The 22,376-nt window shown below is 44.7% G+C and carries 19 protein-coding genes; 14 read left to right on the top strand and 5 right to left on the bottom strand.

Annotated features, from left to right (window positions below):
• Positions 1-26 precede the first annotated feature (26 nt).
• A complete protein-coding gene (gene gnd / locus MHB56_RS01865) occupies positions 27-920 on the top strand; it encodes a phosphogluconate dehydrogenase (NAD(+)-dependent, decarboxylating) (RefSeq protein ID WP_036688068.1) in 894 nt (297 codons plus the stop codon).
• Positions 921-1,103: 183 nt separating this feature from the next.
• Positions 1,104-1,745: a class I SAM-dependent methyltransferase gene (locus MHB56_RS01860; protein WP_076194673.1), complete on the top strand. Its 642-nt coding sequence runs from the start codon at positions 1,104-1,106 to the stop codon at positions 1,743-1,745.
• Between the two features lie 84 nt (positions 1,746-1,829).
• Here MHB56_RS01860 and MHB56_RS01855 read toward each other — a convergent pair whose 3' ends face one another.
• Positions 1,830-2,585 (bottom strand): DeoR/GlpR family DNA-binding transcription regulator, encoded by a 756-nt coding sequence (locus tag MHB56_RS01855; protein WP_076100077.1) that lies wholly within the window; start codon positions 2,583-2,585, stop codon positions 1,830-1,832.
• A gap of 357 nt (positions 2,586-2,942) precedes the next feature.
• On the opposite strand from MHB56_RS01855, the gene MHB56_RS01850 reads away from it, so the two are divergent.
• The 10 genes from MHB56_RS01850 (at position 2,943) to MHB56_RS01805 (ending at position 14,436) form a co-directional block, all read left to right on the top strand.
• Complete coding sequence (locus MHB56_RS01850; RefSeq protein WP_076194676.1) at positions 2,943-4,094, top strand: iron-containing alcohol dehydrogenase; 1,152 nt, start codon at positions 2,943-2,945, stop codon at positions 4,092-4,094.
• Positions 4,095-4,121: 27 nt separating this feature from the next.
• Positions 4,122-5,588, top strand: a complete 1,467-nt coding sequence (gene rhaB / locus MHB56_RS01845; protein WP_341143194.1) for a rhamnulokinase — start codon at positions 4,122-4,124, stop codon at positions 5,586-5,588.
• A 39-nt stretch (positions 5,589-5,627) separates the two neighbouring features.
• Complete coding sequence (rhaA, locus tag MHB56_RS01840; protein ID WP_076128282.1) at positions 5,628-6,884, top strand: L-rhamnose isomerase; 1,257 nt, start codon at positions 5,628-5,630, stop codon at positions 6,882-6,884.
• Positions 6,885-6,927: 43 nt separating this feature from the next.
• Positions 6,928-7,773, top strand: a complete 846-nt coding sequence (rhaD, locus tag MHB56_RS01835) for a rhamnulose-1-phosphate aldolase (RefSeq protein ID WP_036688060.1) — start codon at positions 6,928-6,930, stop codon at positions 7,771-7,773.
• Between the two features lie 148 nt (positions 7,774-7,921).
• On the top strand, positions 7,922-9,016 hold the full coding sequence (locus tag MHB56_RS01830) for an NADH:flavin oxidoreductase (RefSeq protein ID WP_280753103.1): 1,095 nt from the start codon (positions 7,922-7,924) through the stop codon (positions 9,014-9,016).
• A 273-nt stretch (positions 9,017-9,289) separates the two neighbouring features.
• On the top strand, positions 9,290-10,876 hold the full coding sequence (miaB, locus tag MHB56_RS01825) for a tRNA (N6-isopentenyl adenosine(37)-C2)-methylthiotransferase MiaB (protein ID WP_038571650.1): 1,587 nt from the start codon (positions 9,290-9,292) through the stop codon (positions 10,874-10,876).
• A 25-nt stretch (positions 10,877-10,901) separates the two neighbouring features.
• Entirely contained in the window at positions 10,902-11,351 is a 450-nt protein-coding gene (locus MHB56_RS01820) for a RicAFT regulatory complex protein RicA family protein (protein WP_076128288.1), read from the top strand.
• Positions 11,352-11,593: 242 nt separating this feature from the next.
• Complete coding sequence (locus tag MHB56_RS01815) at positions 11,594-12,364, top strand: NUDIX domain-containing protein (RefSeq protein WP_036688055.1); 771 nt, start codon at positions 11,594-11,596, stop codon at positions 12,362-12,364.
• Between the two features lie 29 nt (positions 12,365-12,393).
• Positions 12,394-12,933, top strand: a complete 540-nt coding sequence (locus tag MHB56_RS01810) for a cysteine hydrolase family protein (protein WP_076194688.1) — start codon at positions 12,394-12,396, stop codon at positions 12,931-12,933.
• A 51-nt stretch (positions 12,934-12,984) separates the two neighbouring features.
• The gene (locus MHB56_RS01805; protein ID WP_076128292.1) at positions 12,985-14,436 is read left to right on the top strand and encodes a nicotinate phosphoribosyltransferase; all 1,452 of its coding nucleotides are present in this window, start codon (positions 12,985-12,987) and stop codon (positions 14,434-14,436) included.
• Between the two features lie 247 nt (positions 14,437-14,683).
• Here MHB56_RS01805 and MHB56_RS01800 read toward each other — a convergent pair whose 3' ends face one another.
• Together MHB56_RS01800 and MHB56_RS01795 are read right to left on the bottom strand one after the other, a co-directional pair.
• On the bottom strand, positions 14,684-15,199 hold the full coding sequence (locus tag MHB56_RS01800; RefSeq protein WP_341143193.1) for a hypothetical protein: 516 nt from the start codon (positions 15,197-15,199) through the stop codon (positions 14,684-14,686).
• A gap of 20 nt (positions 15,200-15,219) precedes the next feature.
• The gene (locus MHB56_RS01795; protein ID WP_036688050.1) at positions 15,220-16,563 is read right to left on the bottom strand and encodes an amino acid permease; all 1,344 of its coding nucleotides are present in this window, start codon (positions 16,561-16,563) and stop codon (positions 15,220-15,222) included.
• Between the two features lie 322 nt (positions 16,564-16,885).
• Between MHB56_RS01795 and MHB56_RS01790 the strand changes: the two genes are divergently transcribed.
• Both MHB56_RS01790 and MHB56_RS01785 read left to right on the top strand, forming a co-directional pair.
• Positions 16,886-17,896, top strand: coding sequence for a 2-oxoacid:acceptor oxidoreductase family protein (locus MHB56_RS01790; protein ID WP_038571642.1), 1,011 nt, complete (start codon positions 16,886-16,888; stop codon positions 17,894-17,896).
• Positions 17,897-17,921: 25 nt separating this feature from the next.
• Positions 17,922-20,228 carry a thiamine pyrophosphate-dependent enzyme gene (locus MHB56_RS01785; protein WP_076128294.1) on the top strand — a complete coding sequence of 769 codons (2,307 nt, stop codon included), beginning with the start codon at positions 17,922-17,924 and terminating at the stop codon, positions 20,226-20,228.
• A gap of 304 nt (positions 20,229-20,532) precedes the next feature.
• Here MHB56_RS01785 and MHB56_RS01780 read toward each other — a convergent pair whose 3' ends face one another.
• Positions 20,533-21,351, bottom strand: coding sequence for an ABC transporter permease (locus MHB56_RS01780; protein ID WP_339281096.1), 819 nt, complete (start codon positions 21,349-21,351; stop codon positions 20,533-20,535).
• Positions 21,348-22,367 (bottom strand): ABC transporter ATP-binding protein, encoded by a 1,020-nt coding sequence (locus MHB56_RS01775; protein ID WP_445254230.1) that lies wholly within the window; start codon positions 22,365-22,367, stop codon positions 21,348-21,350. Before MHB56_RS01775 ends, MHB56_RS01780 begins: the two co-directional genes overlap by 4 nt.
• Between the last annotated feature and the right edge of the window lie 9 nt (positions 22,368-22,376).

Raw genomic sequence — 22,376 nt, 5'->3', positions numbered from 1 at the left:
GAATCTATAAATCGGAGGGAATTTACATGAAAGTAGGATTAGTTGGGTTAGGAAAAATGGGTTTTAATTTGGGTCAAAATTTGCTGGATCATGGACATGAGGTTGTTGCTTTTGATCTGAATGCACCTGCTGTAGAAGAAATGAAAGCTAAAGGCGCTAGTGGAGCAGTAACGCTTCCAGAATTGGTACAGCAATTGGAAACACCAAGAATCATTTGGATCATGGTTCCGCATCAGGTCGTTGATTCTGTAATCGCTGAACTTACTCCACAGTTGTCTAAAGGTGATATCGTTATTGAAGCAGGAAACTCGCATTATAAGGAATCGATTCGTCGGTATGAGGAATTGAAGGAGCACGGAATTCACTTTATGGATGCAGGTACCTCTGGCGGTATGGAAGGGGCGCGTAATGGCGCTTGTTACATGGTTGGCGGAGATCCCGAAGCTTGGGAAGTTGTGGAGCCTATTTTCCGTGATACAGCTGTAGAAAGCGGCTTTTTATATGCTGGTAAAGCAGGTAGCGGCCATTTTCTAAAAATGGTGCATAACGGTATCGAATACGGCATGATGGCTGCTATCGGTGAAGGTTTTGAGGTTCTGGAAAAGAGTGAATTTGACTACAACTTTGAGGAAGTAGCTCGGGTGTGGAATCACGGCTCTGTAATCCGTTCGTGGCTGATGGAACTTGTGGAACGCGCCTTCTCGAAGGACGCTAAACTAGATGAGATTAAGGGCATTATGCATTCGTCTGGTGAAGGCAGATGGACGCTTGAAACCGCCTTTGATTTACAAGCGGCGACTCCGGTCATCGCAATGGCGTTATTGATGCGTTACCGTTCCCTTGAGACCGACACATTCACTGGAAAAGTAGTTGCTGCACTGCGGAACGAGTTCGGCGGACACGCTGTGGAAACTAAATAAGATTGGCCGACTCTGAATTGAGTGTTTACAAGCTCGAATTTCTCGCAATTTATGTTGCGGAGAAATTTGGGCTTTTTATTTTAAGGGGAATAGATAATGGGAAGTATAGATGGAGTACGAATTTAATGCAGTTTACATATTTTAGGGGTAGAAGGGTAAGTTAGGAAGCAAGGGGGAGATTTCATGCAAAGTGGAATTCGTGAGCGACTTCATTTTCTAAATAAATTTCTGCATGCGCCCCGACAATATGGTAGTGTAACTCCCAGTTCACATTGGCTGGCCCAGACGTTGCTTGATCCAGTGCCTTGGAACCAAGTGCATTCTATGGCTGAGTTGGGTGCGGGGACTGGTGCAATCACAAGGTTTATTCCGCGTGGAGAAAAGACCGGTATGAATGTTCTTCTATTTGAAATAGATCCTGATTTTCGCAGTCAGTTAAGAGAGGAATTCCCCGGATGTTTCTGCAACAACGATTGTCTCCGGCTGCGTCTTGCGCTTCATAACAGCAGTCTGGAGAAGCTGGATTGTATCGTGAGTAGTTTGTCTTTGATGAATTTCTCGAAGCCAGACCGCACTAGGTTTATGGAACAGATCATTTCTTCTTTAAAAGAAGGAGGGTGGTTTATAACCTATGAATATTTTCCGCGGATGAAAACAGAGTTGAGCCAGCATTTTGAGATCCTACACACGAAGTGGGTACTGCTGAATTTTCCACCAGCGCTTATATATATTTGCAGGAAAAAAACTACAACGCAAGTGCAACGCGAAAATCCCAAATCAACAGTCAACGTAGTCCCAATCTCTCAGGTTTATACAAAAAGATAATCATCTCCATACAACAAATGCCGTCACCCATTACTCATTGGGGAACGGCATTTTTAAATGGGCTGCGAAGGCGTTTGAGCCCGATTAATAGAGAAGCTCAATATTCTCTTTGTTCAGGCGCTTCAACCAAACCTCAGAAGGCTGGCGGTCTGTGATCAAAAAGTCGATTTGGCCAAGCTCGATCAGCTTCGTAAAGGCGGTCTTATCGAATTTGGTGTGATCGGCCAGGAGTATGACCTTGTTAGCTTGACGTAGCATATATTTCTTGAGCTCACACTCCGGTTCATTAGAATCTGTGATGCCTCGCTCCATATCTATTCCTTTACAACTGATAACCGCAGTGTCCACATTGTATCTTTGAATGGTGTCATGTGCTACAGGACCCACGAGTGACATGGATCGGTAACGTAAAGAACCTCCGGTAGAGATGATATCCATCCCAGAATTCGAGAACTCATGCAAAATATTAATCGAGTTCGTAATAATGGTCAGATTGTTTTTATTGCCAAGCAGTTTTAGAAACTCAAAGGCTGTGGAGCTAGGATCCACCATTAACGTATCTCCATCATTGATTAAATCTAGCGCCTTAAGGGCGATTCCCCGTTTGATATCTGTATTCAGCGCATTGCGTGTAACAAAAGGCAAATCCTCGTTCGTGTGACGATTCAGCATGGCCCCGCCATAGGTTCGGCTTAGAATGCCATCCTTCTCCAGCTTCTCCAAGTCTCTGCGTATCGTCTCTTCTGTAACTTCAAACATTCGGCTTAGATCAGAGACTAATACTCGTTTATCCTGATGAACAAGATCAATTATTTTTTTGCGTCTTTCAGCTGCAAGCATAGGGATCACCTTTCCGAAATCTTTATATTCCTTAATCATAGCTCCAAATATCTGTGTTTTGCAATAAAATCAACGTAAAATCATGTTTGTTTTCCAATAATATTCACAAAACGGATATAAAACAAATAAAAACAACATAAATAATATTTAAAATGTTGACAACAAAGATTTGCGGGCATACGATGAAGGAGAAAAGAAGTCCTGTAGTGGTAATTAGATTTGAAAGATACCAGAGCCGGCCCAGTTGCGATTTAGAGGCCAGCCTGAGGCGCTGCAGCCGGAATACTACGCTCTAGCTTGCAGAGTTGTGTGTAAAACTTTGGTGTTGATAAATTAACTTTAGGAGGCTGGTCAAGCATGAGCACGCATGTGTATTATGTTCCATCGATCAATATTATGGGCAAGGGATGCTTGCAGGAGATTGGTCCATACATCCAAGAGCTTAAATTAAAAAAGGCGCTTGTTGTTACGGACAAATTCCTTATGAAAAGTGGCATTGCTGGTAAATTGCTGACGGTATTGGACGAAGCGGAGATTGAATATGCCATCTATGATGAAGTGAAACCCAATCCGACCTGTAAGAATGTCCACGATGGCGTTGATTATCTCAAAGCGCAGAATTGTGATTATCTGATTTCCATTGGCGGTGGATCACCACAGGATACTGCCAAAGCCATTGGTATCATTGCCACAAATGGCGGTCATATCAAAGAATATGAAGGTGTACACAAGTCTAAGCATAAATCACTGCCGATTGTCGCCGTGAATACCACTGCTGGTACTTCGGCTGAAGTGACCATTAACTATGTAATCACAGACGAAGAACGCAAAGTGAAGATGGTTATGGTAGATAAGAACAGCCTTGCGACGATTTCAGTCAACGATCCTGAGCTTATGGTTGATAAACCCGCTGCACTTACCGCGGCCACGGGTATGGATGCATTGACTCATGCGATTGAAGCGCTGGTGACGCCGGGAGCATATCCGGTAACCGATGCTACGGCACTAGCCGCAGTGGAGCTTATTTTTGCTAATCTGGCTCGTACTGTGAAGAATGGCCATGATATCGAAGCGCGTGAACAGATGGTATACGCGATATTCCTTGGCGGATTGGCTTTCAATAATGCGGGGCTTGGTTATGTGCATGCGATGGCGCATCAGCTGGGCGGCGTATACGATCTGCCGCACGGCGTATGTAACGCGATGCTGCTGCCTTTTGTGGAAGAAGAAAATGCCAAATATGTGCCTGAGAAATTCAGATCCATTGCTAAAGCGATTGGACTTAATGTAGAGAACCAAACGGATAAACAATGCGCAGATTTCGTAATTGAGTCGATCAAGGCGTTGTCTAAAGAAGTAGGGATTCCAGCCAAATTATCCGAGCTTGGTGTAGAAGAAGTAGATCTTGATCTTCTGGCTGAAAATTCGATGAAGGATGCTTGTGCACCAGGGAACCCTTTTATTCCTACTAAAGAAGAAGTTATTACACTGTTCAAAAAAATATTATAAATCACCCCTTATCATAGGAGATTGTTTATGAATAACCACATCGCCGTTGACATCGGCGCCTCAAGTGGGCGGCTGGTGCGCGGAATATTGCAAGAAGGTATTCTTTCCTTAGAAGAGCTTCATCGCTTTAGCAATAGCTTTACCGAACAAGAGGGTTCCTGTTTCTGGGACATTGATTATTTAGTAGAGCAGATTATGATCGGGCTTCGGAAGGCTAAAACCGATGGAATTACTACCTGTACGCTCGGTATTGATACATGGGGTGTAGATTATGTGCTGGTAGATGCGGACGGGAATCGTGTTCAGGAAGTATACGCCTACCGGGACCGCAGAACGGATCTGGCTGTGGATCAGGTGGCACAGCAGCTTTCACCACAAACCGTCTATGAAAAGACAGGAATCCAGCAGTTATCCATCAATACCTTGAATCAGTTATATGTTCATAAAGAAGAAGAGCTAGCGCAAGCGGATCAGATTTTACTTGTACCAGATTATCTATATTACCGACTGACTGGCCGTAAAATCAACGAGGTTACGATTGCATCTACAACACAGCTGTTGAATCTGGAAAGCCGGGATTTTGACGATGACCTATTAGAATTTTTGAATATCAGGAAAGATCAATTTGCAAAATTAACTGAGCCTGGTGTAGTGGTTGGTCCTCTTGACGAAGCTTTAATCCAACAATATGACCTGCCTGAATGCCAGCTGATCTGTGTGGCATCCCATGATACAGCCTCAGCAGTGCTAGGTGCTCCACTTCAAGAAGGCTCAGCTTATATCAGCAGTGGAACTTGGTCTTTACTCGGTGTAGAAAGAACGGAGCCTCTAAATTCTCTAAAAGCCATGCAGGCTAACTACACCAATGAGTGGGGAGCCTACGGAACTTATAGATTCCTCAAAAATGTAATGGGCTTATGGCTTATTCAAGAGGTTCGCAGATTACTGAACAATTGCTATAGTTTTGCGGAGCTTGCAGAGCTTGCACAGGGAGAAGAGGGGTTTCGCAGCCTGATCCCTTGTAATGCACCAAGGTTTCTTAATCCATCGAACATGATAGAAGAAATCCGCAGTGCCTGTATGGAGAGTGAGCAGCCCGTTCCGGAGACACCTGGACAGTTAGCACGTTGTGTTTTTGACAGCTTGGCGTTATCCTATCTAACTTATTTGGAAGAGTTGGAGGAGCTGACAGAACGTCGGATCGAGGGATTGCAAATTGTCGGCGGCGGGGCGAACAATCGGCTTTTATGCCAACTAACCGCTGACGTTATCGGCAGGGAAGTAAAGGCTGGACCAACGGAAGCGACTGCTCTAGGAAATATAGTAGTACAGATGATTAGCACAGATTCCATTGCAGACATAACTGAGGCAAGAGCTATTATCGAACAATCTTTTGAAATAACATCATACTTTCCGCAGCCGATCAAGCATTTTAATAACATTCTAAATCGCTGGAGAAGCCTTCATCTGTCCAAGGTGAATGAGCTTATCTAAGCGAAACAGACGTTGCACTAATTTAGGAGGATAAACAGCATGGATCAGAGCATTATCACTAGTTATAACGAAGCCAAAAAACTATACGCAGCCCACGGTATTGATGTGGATAAAGTGCTGGAGCGACTCGCGCAAATTAAAATTTCCATACATTGCTGGCAGGGTGATGATGTAAAAGGTTTTCTTTTTAAGGAAAAAGAACTAAGCGGGGGCATTGCGGTAACGGGAAGTTATCCGGGCCGGGCGGGTACACCAGATGAACTACGTCAAGATTTAGAAAAGGCGTTATCTCTTATTCCTGGTAAACATAAGGTTAACCTGCATGCTATTTACGCAGATACAGATGAACCTGTAGATTTGGATGAACTAGAGCCACGACATTTTCAATCCTGGGTGGATTGGGCGAAGGAGCAGGGCTTAGGGCTTGATTTTAACCCTACTTGTTTCTCACATCCGAAAGCAGCCGATGGATTCACTCTCAGTCATTCGGACGCGGAGATTCGGAATTTCTGGATCAGACACTGTAAAGCTTCACGTACGATCGCTGAGCATTTTGGGCGGGAGCTGGGTCAGCCTTGTGTGACGAATTTTTGGATTCCAGACGGATATAAAGATACGCCAGTAGATCGGCTAGCTCCGAGAGTACGTTTAAAAGAGTCGCTGGATGAGATTTTTAGTCAGGAAATAGATCCGCTTTATAATATGGATGCCTTGGAAAGTAAACTGTTTGGAATTGGTTCTGAAAGCTATGTGGTTGGCTCTCATGAATTCTATATGGGTTATGGTTTAACAAATGGAAAAGCGATCTGTTTGGATGCGGGACATTTTCATCCTACAGAAGTGATTTCGAATAAATTATCTTCGATTCTGATGTTCAGTGAGCAGCTGCTGCTGCATGTCAGCAGACCTGTCCGCTGGGACAGTGACCATGTGGTAACAATGGATGATGAGCTGCTGGAAATCGCCCGTGAATTGGTTCGCGGGGATTTACTTCCTCGTACGAATATTGGATTGGATTTCTTTGATGGCAGTATCAATCATCTCGCGGCATGGGTCATTGGCACCCGCAACACTATTAAGGCGTTGCTGCGTGCGATGCTGGAACCAGTGGAAGAACTTAAGCAAATCGAGCGGTCCGGGGATTATACTTCACGTCTTGCTCTGGTAGAAGAGTTCAAATCGTATCCGTTTGGAGCGGTCTGGGATTACTACTGTGCATCACAAGGTACACCGGTGCGTGAGCAATGGCTTACTGAAGTGAAAAATTATGAACAAGACGTTTTGTCTTTAAGATAGAAGTGGATACGGAGAGCAGCAAATACAAAGGAGAGAATAGACTATGAGTACATCCTTGTTAGAATCAAAAGGTTATATTGCCAGCAGTGAAGCTCCATTTATTCAGGAAATGTCAGAGATCACCCGTCATATGTGGGAGCTTGGCTGGGATGAACTGAATGGTGGGAATGTCAGCTATTTGCTGGATGAGAACGAGGTGGCTAAGTATATTAATGTACTGGAGCCTTTGCGTACGATCAAACTCACCTTTCCGGTAAAAGAATTAGCAGGCAAGTATTTTATCGTAACAGGTTCGGGCAAATATTTCAGAAATGTGATTAAAGACCCTGAAGCGAATTTGGGAGTGTTAAGAGTTAGCGGCAATGGCGAAAGTGTGGAAGTATTGTGGGGATTGCGGAATGGTGCAGTTCCTACGAGTGAGCTCGCTTCGCATTTTATGAGTCATATTGAACGTTTGAAAGTAGATCCCACACACCGTATCGTGCTGCATACACATGCTACAAATGTTATCGCGATGACCTTCACGCATGATCTGGACGAACTGAAGTTTACCAAAACGTTATGGGAAATGTGCACAGAGTGCCTTGTTGTTTTCCCTGATGGGGTCAGTGTTATTCCGTGGATTGTTCCGGGCAGCAGTGAAATCGGCCGTGAGACTGCCAAAAAAATGAAGGATCACCGTTTAGTCATCTGGCCGCAGCATGGGATTTTTGGCACTGGCTCCACCATGGATGCTACCTTTGGTCTAGTAGAAACGGTTGAAAAGGCTGCGACGATCTACAACCTGATTGGCGGTAGAGAAATCAAACAAAAGATCACAGACCAACAGCTATGGGATTTAGCTAAAGCATTTGGAGTTACACCTAAAGCGGGGATTCTTGAAGTCTAGAGAGTCATTATAATTTGGTGAAACCGGGCAATCGTAGATTCTGCGAGGTCCGGTTTTTGTTGTCTTTTTCTTAAAATTTGCATTTCCCATCTTTTGGGTAGATAATAAGCTTACTTAAAGTAATCAATTAATAAATTGGAGGTAACATATGAATACAGAGCAACTATTTTTACCTTTTCAAGTGGGGAATCTTTCGCTGTCGAACCGATTTGTAATGGCGCCGATGACACGCGCGCAGTCTCCGAAGGGTGTGCCGGGAAGCAATGTTGCTGCTTATTATCGTAGACGTGCAGAGGGTGGAGTGGGATTAATTGTTACTGAGGGTACTGCGATAAATCATCCAGCGGCTGTCAGTCACCAAGATATTCCTAATATACATGAAGAAGCATCTTTAGAAGGCTGGAAGAAGGTTGTGGAAGAGGTTCACGCAGCTGGCGGCAAGATCATCCCGCAGCTTTGGCATGTGGGGATGGCGCGTACAATCGGCGAGTATCCTAACGTTGAAGCCCTTCCTGTAGGCCCTTCGGGTCTTAATTTAGCAGGTGAGCCGGTGACAGAGCCGCTGACCACAGAAGAGGTTGAAAGCTTAGTAACAGCCTTCGCTCAAGCGGCGGCAAATGCCAAAAGCGTTGGCTTTGATGGCATCGAGCTGCATGGCGCTCATGGGTATCTGATAGACCAGTTCTTCTGGAATAGAACGAATAAACGTACCGATCGTTACGGTGGCGATTTGGTAGGAAGAACAACATTCGCTGTCGAGATCATTAAAGCATGTCGTCAAGCGGTTGGACCAGACTTCCCAATCGTGCTGCGCTTTTCCCAGTGGAAGCTGGGGGCGTATGATGAGAAGCTGGCGAAGACTTCAGAAGAACTTGCGAGTTTCCTGGCACCGCTTAGCGAAGCGGGTGTAGATATCTTTCATTGCTCGACCCGACGCTTCAGTCAACCTGAATTTGCTGGCTCTGATCTTAATTTAGCTGGGTGGACTAAGAAGCTTACCGGGAAGCCGTGTATTACAGTAGGCTCTATTGGCCTGCAAAGCGATTTCTTCGAGGAAGATAAAGCTCAGAAGCCTGAGGATAATATTGATGAGTTAACTGAAAGGTTTGATCGGGAGGAGTTTGATTTGGTTGCAGTGGGCAGAGCGCTTATTAGCGATCCGGCTTGGCCTGCCAAAGTACAGAGTGGAGCGATAGACGAAATCATCCCATTTACTCCTGAAGCAACGAATACGCTTTACTAAAACTAGCAGAATATACAATGACTATTTTTTTAGGTAAGAGGTTGTGTAACTGTTTCAAGAGGAGTGTATCTGCTTATAATAGTAGCATACCCCCCTTAATATGATAGAACTTGACCCTGCCAAACGTTGGCGGGGTATTTTTTTGTCGATATGCAACGCTTCATTACATCATTAATAGACCGGGCACTTCTATGTTAGGCCAGCATTATGTTATAATTTTAAATTAGCAAAGTATAAAAATAATTGTTGAACAATAGAGGACGTGAAAACAGCATGACAAAGGGGAACCATAACTCACCGGACTTAAAATCCGGCAAGGGTTCTAAGGATTATTCGAAATATTTTGATTTTAGTGATGCAAAGGTAATTAGTGAAGAGGAAGGTAAGGTTACTTACCGGATTAAAGGAAGAAATGTGCAAATTAATAGCCAGCCTGACTATAAAGAAGGAAAACGGCGCGGCAAGGAAGAAATAGAAGTGCATTATGATTTCGAGATTCCTGAAGAGATGCAGAATTTCGGAGTGGGCAAATATTATCATATAACAACTTATGGCTGCCAAATGAATGAGCATGACACGGAAACGATGAAGGGCCTATTGGAACAGATGGGCTACCGCAGTGTCGCTGACCGGAATGACGCGGATCTCATTTTGCTGAATACTTGTGCGATTCGGGAGAACGCCGAGGATAAGGTATTTGGAGAGCTAGGACATCTTAAGAACCTGAAGATCGAGAAGCCGGGTCTGTTGTTAGGGGTATGCGGTTGCATGTCCCAAGAGGAAGGCGTAGTCAACCGGATTATGTCAAAGCATGGCTTCGTGGATATGATCTTCGGTACGCATAATATTCACAGGTTGCCACACCTCATTAAAGAAGCGGTATTTAGTAAAGAGCTTGTGGTTGAGGTATGGTCCAAAGAAGGCGACATTATTGAGAACTTGCCGAAGAAGCGGGAAGGCATGCGCGCTTGGGTGAACATTATGTATGGCTGTGATAAGTTCTGCACGTATTGCATCGTACCGTTTACACGCGGTAAAGAACGCAGTCGTCGTCCAGAGGACGTTATCGCTGAGGTGAGAGAGCTTGCGCGCCAAGGCTTCAAGGAAGTAACGCTATTGGGGCAGAACGTAAATGCTTACGGTAAAGATTTTACGGATATTGATTACACTTTCGGTAACCTGATGGATGATATGCGTCTGATTGATATTCCGCGCATTCGCTTCATGACATCGCATCCACGAGATTTTGACGATAAATTGATTGAGGTTTTGGGCAAAGGCGGCAACTTGGTGGAGCATATCCATCTGCCGGTTCAATCGGGGAGTACTGCCGTTCTTAAGAAAATGAGCCGTAAATATACCCGGGAAGCTTATCTGGAATTAGTACGCAAGATTAAGATAAGTGTGCCGAATGCTGTATTAAGTACCGATATTATCGTTGGTTTCCCTGGGGAGACTGATGAGCAATTTGAAGATACCCTATCGCTTGTGCGTGAGGTTGGGTATGATATGGCATATACGTTCATTTATTCTCCACGTGAGGGCACACCAGCAGCGGCGATGGAAGATAATGTACCGATGTCGGTGAAGAGTGAACGTCTGCAAAGATTAAATGATCTCATCAAAGAGAACAGCCGGATCATTAATGACCGGATGCTGGGTGAAGTTGTAGAGGTATTGGTTGAAGGGGAGAGTAAGAATAACTCCGAAGTCCTTTCCGGCCGTTCCCGCGCTAACAAGCTGGTCCATTTTGAAGGTCCTAAGGAGCTTATCGGCACATTTGTAAACGTGAGAATTACAGATACCAAAACATGGTACATTAAAGGGGATATTGTGGTCGAGGCCGCAGCTGTTCATTAATCACATACGAATGGGGAGATGACTAATGAGTACAGAAGAACAACAGTTGAATAAATATGGAATGAAAACTTATAATACCCGTGATCTGATCGTTCGCGAGGATATTATGGGCAAAGCTAAAGAACTAGCATCATTAATCTCAACCAGTGAAGAGGTACGCCATTTTCAGCAGGCTGAGCAAAAAATTCTTAATCACGAGCGTGTGCAAGGACTGATTGCGACCATTAAGAAAAAACAAAAAGAAATCGTGGCCTTCGAAAGCTTCAATAATAAAGATATGGTCGCCAAAATTGAACGTGAAATTGAAGTGCTGCAAGATGAGATCGACGGTATTCCAGTCGTGAACGAATTTCAGCAAAGCCAGAGCGACATTAATTATTTGCTTCAGCTGGTAATTTCCGTGATTAGAGATACCGTTTCGGAAAAAATAAATGTGGAAGCCGGCACTGAAGCGCCTCCGACCACATGCGGATAACCCACACTCAGTTCAGGGGGCGGATGCAGATCCGTCCCTTTATTTCAATATAAGAGGTAGAAGTAAAGTACATGAAAATACATAATCCTTATAATTCAACGACAACGTCGTTTCTCATATAGTCTTTTTTGTAGGATAATGTAAAATAATGGAATTCATCTGTTGATTTATGAAGAACATGTTTGGTACATTTAAAGATACGAATAAGTAAAACTACAGCTTCGGAAAAGGATGGGGCAATTATGAGCGACAATGGGGAATTAACCTATAACGCCAAAAAATATCGTACACCGGATGGTGTTCCGGCCGACATTGTAATGTTTACACTGACCAAACGCGAACGGAAGACGGTCACCAAGACGCTGCCTTTACGTGAGTTGAAGGTAATGTTAATTAGACGGAAAAAATGGCCATGTGCAGGCATGTGGGCTCTACCAGGCGGATTCTGTCAGGAAGATGAGTCTATATATGATGCTGCAACTCGTGAGCTGAAAGAAGAGACCGGTGTCGATGGAGGTCACTTAGAATATCTTGGGGTTTATAGTACACCTGGCCGCGACCCTCGGGGATGGATTATCAGCCATGCCTTTTTCGCTTTAGTAGAAGAGTGGATGCTGGAGCAAAGACAAGCTTCCGACGATGCGGGTGAAGTGGGTTTATTTACGTTACAGGAAGCGTTAGAAGAACTGGAGCTCGCTTTTGACCACCATGAAATCATCAAGGATGCATACGTACGTATCCAACAGCAAATGCTGCAGACAACGATTGCAAGACAGTTTTTGCCTAGACATTTTACGCTAAGTGAGCTTTATCAGGTGATTCAGACAGTAGTGCCAGAATTTAAAGAACCAAATTTTATTCGTAAAATCACGTCAACACGCAGCCGTCAGGGTATATTAAAAGAAGTGAGAGATGAAGAGGGCAATGCACTCAGCTCCAATCAATACTCACAACGCCCGGCTCAGCTGTATATGTTTACAGATCACGAGCCATTGTTGTCCATTTATACGTAGTGTCTTAAATCAGGGGAGGGACGATTCTCATGAGAGCACTAATAGTAATTGACTTTACCAATGATTTTGTCGATGGGAATTTACCGGTTGGGCAGCCTGCAATCGATATCGAGCCAAGAATCAGCCAATTAACGTCTGAGTTTGTCCAAAATGGCGATTATGTTGTAATGGCTGTGGATTTACATGAAGACAATGATCCTTATCATCCCGAGAGTAAACTGTTTCCACCTCACAATGTACGAGGGACTAGAGGGCGGGAGCTTTATGGAAGTTTGAAAACTGTTTATGAAGCTGACCAGGATTCCATCTATTGGATGGACAAAACTCGATATAGCGCTTTTAGTGGAACTGATCTGGAGATTAAGCTGCGGGAACGTGGCATTACTGACCTTCATTTGATTGGCGTATGTACAGATATATGTGTTTTGCACACTGCGGTGGATGCATATAACAAAGGTTTTACTATTACTGTGCACGAAGATGCGGTCGCCAGCTTCAACGCGGATGGACATAAATGGGCACTAAATCATTTCCGGGGAAGTTTAGGAGCAGACGTTGTTAAGGCATAATACTATAAAAAACATACACATACAGCAACGTGGATATTAGGAGATGAGGACTTGAAGAGAGAACTTGCGCTACATACAGATAAATATCAGATCAATATGATGTATGCTCACTGGGTGAATGGAAGCCATAAGCGAAAAGCTGTATTTGAAGCTTATTTCCGCAAATTGCCTTTCGGAAACGGCTATGCCGTGTTCGCAGGATTAGAGCGTATCGTTGGGTACATCGGCGGCTTGCGTTTCACCGAAGATGATATCCGTTACTTGTCGGAGCAAGAAGAAAATTACGCTCCTGCTTTTTTGGAAGAATTGCTGCAATTTCATTTTCAGGGCAACGTTTATTCGATGAAAGAAGGGGCGTTGATTTTCCCGGATGAACCACTAATCCGTGTGGAAGGGACGATCATGGAAGCGCAGCTGGTGGAGACCGCTATTCTGAACTTCATGAACTACCAGACGCTGATCGCTACCAAGGCTTCCCGAATCAAGCAGGTAGCTCCGAATGATATACTCCTGGAGTTTGGTACCCGTCGGGCACAAGAAGCGGATGCGGCGGTCTGGGGCGCTAGAGCGGCCTATATCGGCGGCTTTGATGCAACCTCCAACATGCTGGCAGGTAAAATGTTTGGCATCCCTACCAAAGGTACACATGCTCATTCTTGGGTTCAGAGCTTCAGCAGTGAGCAGGAAGCTTTTGATGCTTATGCCAAGGTGATGCCGGATGAAGTTACACTATTAGTTGATACCTTCGATACGTTGCGCAGTGGTGTGCCGAATGCGATTAGAACCGCCAAAAAGCTTGAAGCTCAAGGTAAAAAGATGATCGGTATCCGCTTAGACAGCGGTGACTTGGCCTATCTATCCCGGCAGGCACGGAATATGCTGGATGAAGCGGGGCTCGATTATGTGAAGATTGTGGCGTCCAACGATCTGGATGAGAATACAATCATGGATCTGAAGCTGCAAGGTGCAGCCATCGACACATGGGGTGTAGGCACACAATTGATTACGGCTTCGGATCAACCCTCTTTGGGTGGGGTCTATAAGCTGGTAGAAATTGAGTCCGCAACTGGAGAAATGGTACCGACAATCAAGATTTCTTCTAACCCTGAAAAAGTATCCACACCAGGCAGCAAGGACGTATTCCGGATTATCGGGAAAAATGGCAAAGCGCTAGCAGATTATATCTGCTTCCCGGAAGAGGAAGCTCCACGTAACGGCGGTCGGGTGAAGCTGTTTAATCCGCTGCATCCATACATGCACAAGTATGTGGAGCGTTATGAAGCGCTGCCTATGCTTGAGCCGATTTACGTGAACGGCTTCCAGGTCTATACTTTGCCGGATCTGAATGAAGTTCGCCGTTACCATCGGGAGCAGAAGGATCTGTTCTGGCCGGAATATCTGCGTAAGCTCAATCCAGAGGTGTACCGGGTGAATCTGAGTGAGAAGGTCTGGACCAGCAAGCAACAATTGATCGCGGAGCATATTCAGCCGGAGATCGAGTAGATTTTGTAGTTTCGATGGAAAGAAGCACGGGAAGATTAGATTCCCGTGCTTTTTTGCGTTTGGGTGAAGCCGACGTTGGGTGAAGCTTTCGTTTGTTAACTTCGAACGCCGTGAGTTTATTTTCTCAAAGTATATAAGACAGCTTGTCTGCGTATATCTGTTTTGGCTTTTGTTGTATTTTTTGCAACAGAACACTACTTAGAGTACATCGAGAAATTACCATACCCCAAAAGAATTAGTAAATCCCTTAGAATGAGGCGCATCCGGTGTGAGTGAACAAATCAACGGTATAAATCCCGTAGAATGAGGCACATCCGGTGCGAGTGAGCAAATCAACGGTATAATTCCCGCAGAATGAGGCACATCCGGTGTGAGTGAGCAAATCAACGGTATAAATCCCGCAGAATGAGGCGCATCCGGTGTGAGTGAGCAAATCAACGGTATAAATCCCGCAGAATGAGGCGCATCCGGTGTGAGTAGGTAAATCAACGGTATATATACCGCAGAATGAGGCGAATCCGGTGCGAGTAGGCAAATCAACGGTATAAATCCCGTAGAATGAGGCGCATCCGGTGCGAGTAGGCAAATCAACGGTATAAATCCCGTAGAATGAGGCGAATCCGGTGTGAGTAGGCAAATCAACGGTATATATACCGCAGAATGAGGCGCATCCGGTGTGAGTGAGCAAATCAACGGTCCCATAAGAAAAGGTGTATCCCCGTTCTACGCAATCGCCAAGAACAATGGATACACCTTTTTTCATGTAAGTGCGAGATATATAGTTTAGTTCTTCTTCCGGAATTTAGCGAATGACCAGATGGTAAGCATCAGCAGGAAGCCCAGACATGTGCCTATGCTGATCCGGTTCTGAGTGTCGAAAAGGAAGGAAATCGTGATAACCGACAAACAGATAAGCGTCAAAATCGTAATATAAGGGAAACCCCACACTTTAAAGCTTGGCTCTTTAGGATAGGTTTTCCGCAGCTTCAGCTGTGATAGACAGATGCTGATCCATACCAAGCTTACTACGAAGCCGGGAACAGCCATCAGCAGCCGGAAAAGTCCATCCTGTGCGAAGTACGCTAACATAGAACCAACAAAAAGAACTATAGCGCAAAGTTTAAGACTGTTGATCGGCACACCTTTTGCTGAGGTCTTTGCTAAGCTACGTGGAGCTTCACCCTGTGAAGCCAAAGAGTGCAACATCCGTGTGGCGCCGTAGATACCAGAGTTAGCAGCAGAGAGCACAGCCGTAATCAGTATGAAGTTCATAACATGGTCAGCACCCTTAAGTCCTGTAGCTGCTAATACCTGCACAAAGGGGCTGGTATGCTCGTTAAGCTGATTCCAAGGAATTAACCCACAGATGATCAGAATTGGAATGGTGTAGAACAAAATAACACGTAAAATGAAGCTTTTGACAACTCTAGGCAACACTTTTTCTGCATCTTGAGTTTCTGTTAAAGTCAGTCCAATCAGCTCAGATCCGCCGTAGGAGAACATGACGACCAGAAGGGCAGAGAAGATAGGTGTCCAGCCTTGTGGGAATAATCCGCCATAATCCGTAAAATTACTTAAATAGGGAGTCCCTTCAGACATAGGCAATAGCCCAAACAATAATGCAGCTCCCAGAATAATAAAGATGATAATCATAGCTATTTTGATTCCTGCTAACCAAAACTCCGTCTCTCCATAACCGCTTACACTCATCATATTGATGCCAATAATTAAAGCACCACTTGCTAGACTCAGTAGCCATAATGGAACATCCGGTAACCAGTACTGCAAGAAGCTTCCTGCCGCCAGCACTTCGATTACGCAGACAGTCAACCACATGAAGCAATATAGCCAACCCACGATGAAGGAGAGCCGTTCTCCAAAAGCCTCGCGAATGAATTCCTTCATATTTTTGTTCGGGTATACCGTGGCCATTTCGGCAATTGCACCCATAACGACTAGTAGCAGCAAGCCTGCCAATACATAGGAGAGAACAACCCCTGGTCCAGCAATGCTTATCGTCTCAGAGCTTCCTTTAAAAATCCCCGTACCGATTACGCCGCCCATCGCCATAAAGCTGATATGCCGTGGAAGCAATTTTTTCTGTAATGATGCTTCGTTTGACTTCACATTTAATGCCTCCTAAGTAGGTTCAAAAAATTACACCAAGAATCAGTTTATCCTGAAATGGATTAGTTGAAAAGTATAAATGATACACATTTGTAGAAATAGAGGTGATTTTTCATCGGTGTGTGATATTTATCATGAAGAATGTGATGAATTTAACATCTTAATTTTTAATTTTATTGCTAAATGAAAGTAGATAAATAAGCTTAGGCAACACTTGGAAAATGCAAGATTTGTCACTTCGCGTCTTGCAAAATCAAGTTACAATCGTTGAAAAAGTCAAAAGGATATTATACTAGATGACATTCTGAAAGGGGCTATGTCGGTGGTACAGTTACCAAAAGTGAACGAGCTCGGATTTTTTGAGATTCGTCTGGAGTCAATTGGAGGGTTGGGTGCGAACCTGGCTGGTAAAATGCTTGCAGAAGCAGGTGTTGTCGGTGCTGGAATGAATGGGGTCAGCTTTTCGTCATATGGTTCGGAGAAGAAGGGATCAGCGGTAAAAGCGCATATCCGGTTTTGTGATTTGAATACGCCTATTCGTGACACGTCTCCGGTTGAGCGTCCGCATGTTGTTGGGGTATTTCACGAAGCATTAGCAAAGACAGTTAACGTAATTAGCGGAATTTATGAACATAGCACAGTATTGGTGAACTCAGCAAAATCGCCGGAGGAATTGAAATCCTCCCTGAATATGATGGCAGGAACTATTGCAGTCGTTGATGCTACAACGATCGCCTTAGATGAAAAAAACCGCGTTAATATGGCGATGCTAGGCGCGTTGTTCCGGATGTGTGATTTCTTGGACCCTGAAATTATGAAAGGCGTTATAGAGAAATCACTAGGCAAAAAATATCCACAGGCAGTACAGTCAGCGCTGACCACTTTCGACCGTGGATTTAATGAAGTTAAGTTTATGCATTTCCCACTGCCTGCAGGCGTGACAATGCCTGAATTCGTGCGGTCTGATATTTCCGCATTGGGTTATGAAACACAGCCAATCGGCGGTACCATTACGAATCCTGGCAGCAGCTTTTTAAAGAACTTGAGCATTTCACGCTCCGGTTTGCTGCCTCATTTTAAGCAGGAGGATTGTATTCATTGTGCGCAGTGCGATACGGTGTGTCCTGATCTGTGTTTTGTTTGGGATGAGCAGCCTGATAAGAAGGGACGTCCACAAATGTTCCTGCAAGGTATTGATTATCAATACTGCAAAGGCTGTTTAAAATGTGTAGAAGCTTGTCCTACAACTGCCTTGTCTGGCGAACGTGAGGAAGAGGGCTACGCAGAGAGTCATACGGTCCGGCATATTTTTGATCTCGTTACTGAGGCCTAATTAACGGAGGAAAGGTGGAATACACGTGGCTATAGATTATGAAAAAGAAGTAGGCTCTGCTAAAGTAGAGCAGAAATTCCTATATGAATCCGGCAATGAAATGGCAGCTTATGCTGCTCATCAGATTAATTATCATGTAATGGGGTATTTTCCGATTTCTCCATCGACAGAAGTAGCACAATTTCTTGATACGATGAAAGCGAACGGCCAGCATGATATTATGCTGATTCCGTCAGATGGCGAGCATAGCTCTGCTGGGATCTGTTATGGCGCTTCAACGGCTGGCGGACGTGTATTTAATGCTACCAGTGCCCAAGGTTATATGTTCATGCTTGAGCAATTGCCTGTACAAGCTGGTACGCGTATGCCTATGGTTATGAATCTAATCTGCCGTTCGATCTCTGGACCGCTGAATATTCACGGGGACCATTCAGATTTGTATTTTGCTTTGAATACAGGTTGGCCTATTTTAATGTGCCGGGATCCACAATCTGTTTATGATATGAACCTAATGGCATTGAAGCTTGCGGAACATGCTAAAGTTCGTCTTCCGGTAATGGTGGCTTCAGATGGATATTTCACCTCCCACCAGAAACGCCGCGTTCAAGCTTTTACTCATCGGGAGGATGTTCATAAATTTGTTGGACCACAACCTCCAACAGGCTTTACCGATACTTTAGACCGCAATAATCCGGTAACGGTTGGTCCTTATATGAACGAACCTGACTATATTAACAACCGCTATCAGCAGTCCGTAGCTATGTACAATGCGGGTGAAGTTTTTGAAGAAATTGCGAAGGAATTTGCTGAGTTAACCGGACGTCATTATCCAATGATCGAGGAATATCGGATGGAAGATGCTGAAGTAGCCGTATTCTTGATGAATTCTGCCTCTGAGATTATTAAGGATGTTGTGGATCAGCTTCGGTTGCAAGGGATCAAAGCCGGTGCAATCTCGCCGAATATGATCCGTCCTTTCCCGCAGAAGCAAATTGCTGAAGCACTGAAAAATGTTAAAGCAATCACCGTTGGTGACCGCGCAGATTCTGTAGGCGGACATGGTGGTAACATGGTCAATGAAATCAAGGCAGCGCTGTTCACATATGGCAACACTACGACTAAAGTAATTAGCCGTATCTATGGTTTGGGTGGTAAGGACTTCTACGCAGAAGATGGTCATGCCTTTTTCCAATTAGCAATAGATGCTGTTGCTGCAGATCGAGTAGACATACCATTTGATTATTATGGCCACAATCCGGGTACACCAGATAAAGCTCCGCAACGTCTTCTGAAGCCAATGGACTTTGACTCACTGAAGACAGGCTTAATTACTGTGAAACAGGATGAAGCAACAGGCAAATTAAGCGTACGGATTCCGCCGCTACGCAGCTTGACGAAGAAACCTAAACGGCTCTCCCCAGGGCATGGTGCGTGTCCAGGTTGTGGGATTTTCTCAGGACTGGAGACTTTCTTCAAAGGAATTGAAGGGGATATCGTCGCACTTTATCATACAGGCTGTGCCATGGTAACGACAACGGGGTATCCGTATTCCTCCCATAAATCAACGTTTATCCATAATCTTTTCCAAAATGGAGCGGCTACCTTGTCCGGTGTCGTAGAGATGTTCTGGGAACGCAAACGTCGCGGTGAGCTGGATGGACTAGGGCTTAAAGAGGACTTTACGTTTGTTATGGTAACCGGAGATGGCGGTATGGACATCGGGATGGGACCGGCAATTGGAGCTGCACTGCGTGGTCACAAAATGATTATTGTAGAGTACGATAACGAGGGTTACATGAATACTGGAGCACAGCAGTCCTATTCGACACCACTGGGTCACCGTACTTCAACCTCCAGTATCGGCAAGCAGCAGCAAGGTAAAGTTACTCAGCATAAAGATACAGCACAAATTATGGCGGCTACTAACATTCCTTATGTCTTCACGGGTTCGGAGGCTTATCCGCAGGATCTGGTGAAAAAAGCGGCAAAAGCACAGTGGTACGCACAAAACGAAGGTTTGGTGTATGGTAAAATCCTGATCGCATGTCCGCTAAACTGGATGTCTGATGATAAGGAAGGCACGAACATCGTATCATTAGCTGTTGAGTCTTGCTTCTTCCCGTTATATGAAGTAGAGCATGGTTCTACGAATATCACATATAATCCTGAAGATAAGGGCAAACGTGTTGAGCTCTCAGCATGGCTGAAGACAATGGGTAAAACTCGTCATTTGTTGAAACCTGAGAATGAGCCAGCTTTACACAGCTTCGAAGAAGAAGTTGAGCGCCGTTGGAATCGTCTCAAGGCAAAACACGAACATCCTGACTTATAAGCTGTGTCTATCTCCAGTATATAAAATATGAAAAAACCCGGCAGATTTGTCTGCCGGGTTTTTTTGTGATTAGGGAGCATTTGCGCGTAAGAAGCAGTTTTCGGACACCACTGACCTTAAACACAGCTTTCTTTCCCATTTGGAATTCTAACGGACTCCATAGCAGTTATCGGCCCTAAAACTCCCAAAATGAACCCTTTTTGAAGGAATAGTGTCACTGGAGTCCGCGAAACTTCTGAAAAAGCTAAAAACCAGCAAATAACGTCTCTTAGGTCCTATGTGTTAAAGACTTGGTCATTTACAGTTAGAATAAAGTCCAGTTTCCTTTTACTCTTGCATGTTGTTCTGCTCTAACCAGAAGATAGCGGGTACAAATGACAAGACAAGCACTACCTACGATTAAAGCGCCGAGAGCCCACCACCAGCTAATACCGATATTATCGTATAACGCCCCGCGCACAAGAACCAGACTATATGTGAGTGGAAACAGAAGGGATAAACCCGTTGCCCATGCTGGGAATACTGCTGGTGGAATACGAACCCCGCCAAACAGCTCCATTGGTGCTTGAAAGATGTAATAAAGTAGCCCTGAATCCCTTGAGAAGAGAGATATCGCACACAGCAAAGCTCCCCATATAACCGCTGATATCATGATAAGTATTAATACAGGTAATAAGGCGCCCCAGTTAACAGTCGTTACATCCGCAAGAAAAATGAAAGTCAGGATGGAGAAGCAAGCGAACATCCATATTCCGTGAAAAAGTGAATATATGGAACGTCCATACAGGAAGGCCATTTTTGACGCTGGTGTTAGGAACACTACCTCAAGTGTGCCCCCTTTGCGTTCTTGTTCGAATAACCATGCGGCTTGCACAACCGTCCAGTATAACTGAAATACGAGATATCCACTCAGCAAAAATAGGGGAATCCGTCCATCTGGTATTACTTTTGAGAGTGCTGATCCTGCTCCGGTTCTAAAGGGCTGCATGGTAAAGTAGGTGGTTAAAAAGGTGAGCGCCGGCCAGAGTAGAAGTGAAAAAAACACTGCGCGTCCCTTAACTCTATTTCGATGCTGCTTAGTGATCTCCGCGCTAAGGGTAAACCATAAGCTATGTAAGTTCATGATACCCTTCCTTCCGAAAGGAGGATAATCGCATCCTCCAAAGTAGGTTTTTCGGATGCGAAGCTTTTAATGCTAAGCCCCTGCTCCGTAGTCCATGGCAGCAGCTCTGTAATGATTCTATCAGCCGAAGGTGTCTTTACAGAAATGCGCTGCAGTCCATCATTTTGAAGTTCTAGTTTTTCTGTTGCGCAGACACCCATTAATTCCGCAGGCTGAGTAAATGTTCGTAGATGCTCTAGTAGCTTGGGACGAAGTGATTCATGCCAGCCTGTAACCTCTAAATGAGCAGTTTGCGAGCCTGCAACCTGATGGACAATCCGCTCAGGTTTGTCACAGAGCAGAAGCTCGCCTCGATTCAGTACATAAACTCGGTCACAAAGTTCTTCGACCTCCTGTAAATAATGGCTGGTCAGAAGGATACCCTTTCCACTGTCCAGTGCAAGCTTTCTTATCGTACTGCGAAGCTGTCTCGCAATGGGGGCATCTAGGCCAAGTGTGGGCTCATCTAGAAATAAGTATTGTGGATCGTTGATAAGTCCGCGGGCGATTTGCAGCCGTTGCTTCATCCCTTTAGAATATTGCTCAACGGGTTGGTCAGCAGCTTGAGTCAAACCTACTTCTTCCAGAAGACGTCCTGCTTCTCTAGCGATGTGAGGGCTGTTCATTCCATAGAGTTTACCGAAGTATTGAAGATTCTCTCTACCAGTGAGCCGCCAATACAACATTCGTTCTCCTCCGGCGATCATATTTACTTTTTGCTGAATGGCCTGTCGATTTTTGTGTAGTGACATTCCATCGACTTCAATACTGCCGGAGGTTGGCTCTAGGAGAGTAGAAAGCATACGTATTGTAGTGGTTTTTCCAGCGCCATTTAGACCGAGAAGACCTACGATTTCCCCCGCAGCGATATCTAATGATAGTGATTTGACTGCTGTCACTGATTTTTTTTCCGAACGAAACCAGCCCAATTTATGTTTGCTCTCGTAAATTTTAGTAACTTCATGCATGTTAATCAATGGTTTTCA

This window comes from Paenibacillus sp. FSL H8-0315 (assembly GCF_038005365.1).
In the GTDB taxonomy this organism is placed as follows: domain Bacteria; phylum Bacillota; class Bacilli; order Paenibacillales; family Paenibacillaceae; genus Paenibacillus_AQ; species Paenibacillus_AQ odorifer.
This window is presented reverse-complemented; position numbering and strand designations above follow the sequence as displayed.